Genomic DNA, 4,868 nt, shown 5'->3' on the forward strand with positions numbered 1-4,868 from the left:
CTTTTCTATCAACTTGATGATATGCCAACCAAATTGAGATTGAAATGGTTGTGACATTTCATTGGTAGTATTTAAGGAAAAAGCGGCATTTTCAAATTCCTCTGAACTCAATTGCCCAGAACCAAATTTGTTTAAAACTCCACCCTTTCCTGCAGACGATTTGTCTTCTGAAAATTGCTTGGCCAAATCCTCAAACTTTTCACCTTGTTGGATTTTTTTATAAATATCATTAATGGTATTTTTAGCTTTTTCTTGGTCGGTATCCTCGGGCTTTGGATTTAATATCATGATATGAGCAACTGTAATTTCACCTCGATTGGCTCTAATATCATCCACTTTCAAAATATGATACCCAAAACGGGTTCTCGTAATTTTTGAAATTTGTCCTTTTGGTGTATTGTATGCTGCGTTTTCAAAAGCATAGACCATTCTGAAAGCTGTGAAATAACCCAAATTACCTTTATTATCTTTGGCCGAAGGATCTTCAGAATATTGAACGGCTAAATTTCCAAAATCTTCACCCGACATTGCTTTTAATCTTATGTCTTGAATCTTTTTATACGCTTTTAAAGTGTCCTCAGCTGTTGCATTTTCATCAGCTAAAATCAAAATATGTGAGGCCTTGATTTCTTTTTGCAAACGATTATATCCTTCCGTTATCAGTTCATCGGTAATTTTTGTATCGTTGAAATAGTTTTTGGCCAATTGAGTTCGATAGGATTTTAACTCATTTTGATATTTTATATTGTTTTCTAAACCTAGTTTATAGGCCTTATTGACTTTTAATTTATAGCCAATAAAAAGTTCTAAATATTGGTTTAAATCTTTTTGCGATTCATCTTTGACTAAGTCTAAATTCTTTTTATATACTCGTGAAAATTCATCAGAAAAATAAGGTTTCTCATTGATAGTAAACAAAACTTCCTTTGAATTATTTTGCGCAATACTGACAAATGAAACTACAAAGAACAACCCGAAAAAAAACTGTTTTAAGCTCATGATTTTATAAATTCGATTAAAAATTTTATACAAAAATATTGGTTTTATTGATATGCCAAAAACACTTTGGTTTAGTGACGTTACAATCAACAAAAGTAACAATTCAAACACATTATACAAGAATCAAGACTACTATTAACAAAAATTTATTAACAGCACTTTTACTAGCTTTAGTAAATGAGAAATCAGAAATTGATTTGAGAACGATATAATGAGTAAATAATAGTATTTTTGCAAACTATTTATTCAAAATCATGAATTTTTTAAACGAAATACAACGCCGCCGAACCTTTGGAATCATCTCGCATCCCGATGCTGGTAAAACTACGCTAACTGAAAAATTATTGCTTTTTGGTGGGGCAATTCAAGAAGCTGGTGCCGTAAAAAACAATAAAATTAAAAAAGGTGCTACTTCCGATTTCATGGAAATCGAACGCCAAAGAGGAATTTCTGTGTCAACTTCGGTATTGGCTTTTAATTATCATGGGAAAAAAATCAATATCCTAGATACACCTGGTCATAAGGACTTTGCCGAAGACACCTTCAGAACATTAACCGCTGTTGATAGTGTAATAGTAGTCATTGACGTAGCCAAAGGTGTGGAAGAACAAACCGAAAAATTGGTGGAAGTTTGTAGAATGCGCAACATTCCGATGATTGTTTTCATCAACAAATTAGACCGAGAAGGAAAGGATGCTTTTGACCTCATGGATGAAGTGGAGCAAAAACTAGGATTGAGTGTTACTCCTTTGAGTTTTCCAATCGGAATGGGCTATGATTTTCAAGGGATTTATAATATTTGGGAGCAAAACATCAATCTTTTTAGTGGTGATAGCCGCAAAAATATTGAAGACACCATCGCTTTTTCTGATATCAACAGCTCAGAACTAGAGAAAATTATAGGCGAAAAACCAGCGGTTAAATTGAGAGAAGAGTTAGAATTAATTTCAGAAGTGTATCCTTCATTTGACAGAGGCGACTACCTCAGCGGGAAATTGCAACCCGTTTTCTTTGGTTCGGCACTGAATAATTTTGGTGTGAGAGAGTTGTTAGATTGCTTTATAGGAATTGCACCATCGCCAAAACCTAAAGAATCGGAAACGAGATTAGTAAAACCCGAAGAAGAAAAAATGGCTGGATTTGTATTTAAAATTCATGCTAATATGGATCCAAAACACAGAGATAGACTGGCTTTTGTAAAAATTGTGTCGGGTACTTTTGAAAGAAATAAACCCTATATGCATGTTCGACTGAACAAAAATCTAAAATTCTCAAGTCCAAATGCCTTTTTTGCGGAGAAAAAGGAGATTGTTGATATTTCTTACCCTGGCGATATTGTGGGTTTACACGATACAGGCAATTTTAAAATTGGAGATACACTAACCGAAGGAGAAATAATGAGTTTTAAAGGTATTCCAAGTTTTTCTCCTGAGCATTTTAGATATATCAATAATGCTGATCCATTGAAAGCAAAACAGTTAGACAAAGGAGTTGACCAATTGATGGATGAAGGTGTGGCGCAATTGTTCACGCTCGAAATGAATAACCGAAAAGTAATTGGTACTGTTGGAGCACTACAATATGAAGTAATACAATACCGATTAGAACATGAATATGGGGCAAAATGTAGTTATGAAAACTTCCCTGTTCACAAAGCGTGCTGGGTAAAACCAACCGACCCTAAAAGTGAAGAGTTTAAAGAATTTAAAAGGATTAAGCAAAAATTTTTAGCTCATGACAAGTATGGACAATTAGTATTTTTAGCCGACTCTGAATTTACCATACAAATGACACAAAGCAAGTTTCCTAATGTTAAATTGTTTTTTACCTCAGAGTTTGAATAAAAAATATTAAAAAACAATCTATTTTTTTGTTATTAAAAAGGATTACCTTATATTTACGCGCTGAAATATAGTACTTATGAGAAAGTTTTACAAATTTTACTTATTGTCGTTTATCTTACTATCTGACTTTGTTGCTTTTGCACAACCTGGTGATGATGATGGTGGCGGAGGTCTTGAAGGTGATGATCCTCAACCTGCACCTATTAACGGTAAATTAGTAATCTTGGCTATAACAGCTATTCTATTTGTACTATACACTTACAGAAAAAATAAAAGAGCCATTTAGTTAAAAACATATTTATTTAAAACCATTCCAATACAAACGGAATGGTTTTTTTATATCTACACTTCTCCAAAAAAATACTCCCCAATATCTTGAGGAGTATCCTATTTCAAAAAAACTTTTATTCCTTAAATGGTGGAAATAGAAATACTATTTGACCACTTTCTTAGACACTACCACACCATCTTCAGAAGTGATTTGAACCAACAATACTTCATTGGCCATACCCACAGTCATGGTGGTTTGAGAAGCATTAATGTTATTGCGTTCCAATAACAAACGTCCTCTGATGTCAAACACTTTTACCGATGCCATAATGGTAGTTCCTGCATTGATTACAAAGTCATTTAGTTCATTTTTGTAGACAATCACTTGGTTTGCATTGAAAGTTGGGTTCTCAATACTTAACTGCGATTGATAGATAATTTCAAAACGATTAGTAAAGGTTCCTGCTACAGAAGTAAAATTATAAGCACCTGTTTGCAGGTTATGCTCTGTGGCCGTTAGCTTGTCTTTGAGGTAAATCGCTTGGTTGGTATTGGTAAACAAACCGTCTACATGGTCGATGGCAATGCTGTAATTGCCGGAAGTAAGCGCTTTATAAGACAAAGGCACCACATCGCTTGGGTCAAACTCAGGCCTTCCTTGAATAGAATATTCACCAGCTCCAATTAAACTAGTTAAATAAAATTCTTTATTGATATTCTCCCCATCAATTCCTCTATCATCTGCTATCGTTCCCTCTGAACTGTAGCCAACAGCCATCTGACTATAAACTCCTGTATTGTCAATTAAATTTAACCAATACAATCCGTTGTTTATACTAGTGGTTGTTTGTGAATTTCTAAAGAACTGGTTTGCATTTGAACTTCTTCTCATACTATTAGTAAAGCTTACGGTTGAACCACTTGTCGCTTTTACAATAAATCCTTGTCCAATATTAAGAACCCAATTTTGCTCTTGTCCACCACCTGTGGGGAAGAAACCTGCACCTGTATCGCCTCCTGCTGAACCATTAGCTACATAAGCAGTTTTGGTAAGTGTGGCATATGAGGTTGATACCCCTGTAGTATTCGTTTTTCTCCATAAGTATAGTGGTCCGGTTATGTTGGTGTTACCATCTATAAAATTGTGTACGTTAAGTCTAGATGGATAAGGATTTCCTACAGCGTTAAAACCATTTAATGCTGTGGATACTGTTGCAGAGATAGGTCCATTATTAGCAACTCCAGTAAAAATACCATTGTAAACTGTTGGAGATGTTGGGTGATTATAAGGTACACGTATCAAATAACCAATTCCGTTAGTGAATTGAACATTAGCATTATCCGTTCCATCAACACCATTTGGTGAAACCAAAGGAGAAGGATATTGTAAACCCGTTAAATTGAAACCTACAGAATTGTTATATAAATCAGTTGCAGTATCATACACATAAAAACGATTGGGAAGTGTAAACTTAGAGAAAGCATACAATCCTTGCCCAGTGACTGGCGATGACCACAAGGTATAATCTAGACGTTTCAAAAGTGAGCTGTTACGTTGTACTATAGTTGAACCCGAACCTGTATTTATATCATTAGTAGTTTGCAATAAATTAGCATTGTTTTCAATTGTTAACGTTCCGTTGTTTACAATAGCATTAGTAACTGTTAAATCAAATCCAGAATTCACTATTAGTGAGGCAGTTGAATTAATTGTTAATGAATTAACAGAAACATCGGAACTTATTATTGGATAAA

4 protein-coding genes are annotated in these 4,868 nt (G+C 34.3%); 2 read left to right on the top strand and 2 right to left on the bottom strand.

Annotation, left to right across the window (positions count from 1 at the left end):
* Nucleotides 1-999: peptidylprolyl isomerase (locus tag ACK5ON_RS01135; RefSeq protein ID WP_409819109.1), on the bottom strand; the 999-nt coding region annotated here is incomplete at its 3' end.
* Between the two features lie 254 nt (nucleotides 1,000-1,253).
* On the opposite strand from ACK5ON_RS01135, the gene ACK5ON_RS01140 reads away from it, so the two are divergent.
* Nucleotides 1,254-2,843: a peptide chain release factor 3 gene (locus tag ACK5ON_RS01140; protein WP_409819111.1), complete on the top strand. Its 1,590-nt coding sequence runs from the start codon at nucleotides 1,254-1,256 to the stop codon at nucleotides 2,841-2,843.
* Nucleotides 2,844-2,919: 76 nt separating this feature from the next.
* Nucleotides 2,920-3,129, top strand: a complete 210-nt coding sequence (locus tag ACK5ON_RS01145; protein ID WP_396175528.1) for a signal peptidase — start codon at nucleotides 2,920-2,922, stop codon at nucleotides 3,127-3,129.
* Nucleotides 3,130-3,276: 147 nt separating this feature from the next.
* On the opposite strand, the gene ACK5ON_RS01150 is transcribed toward ACK5ON_RS01145, so the two are convergent.
* On the bottom strand, nucleotides 3,277-4,868 hold a 1,592-nt coding region (locus ACK5ON_RS01150), incomplete at its 5' end, for a T9SS sorting signal type C domain-containing protein (protein ID WP_409819113.1).

Origin of the sequence: Flavobacterium sp. (assembly GCF_046317795.1) — a bacterium.
In the GTDB taxonomy this organism is placed as follows: Bacteria; Bacteroidota; Bacteroidia; order Flavobacteriales; family Flavobacteriaceae; genus Flavobacterium.

Excerpts from the sequence above, each read along its gene's own strand:
- ACK5ON_RS01145 (WP_396175528.1), top strand. The coding sequence starts at position 2,920 with ATGAGAAAGTTTTACAAATTTTACTTATTGTCGTTTATCTTACTATCT.
- ACK5ON_RS01140 (WP_409819111.1), top strand. The coding sequence starts at position 1,254 with ATGAATTTTTTAAACGAAATACAACGCCGCCGAACCTTTGGAATCATC.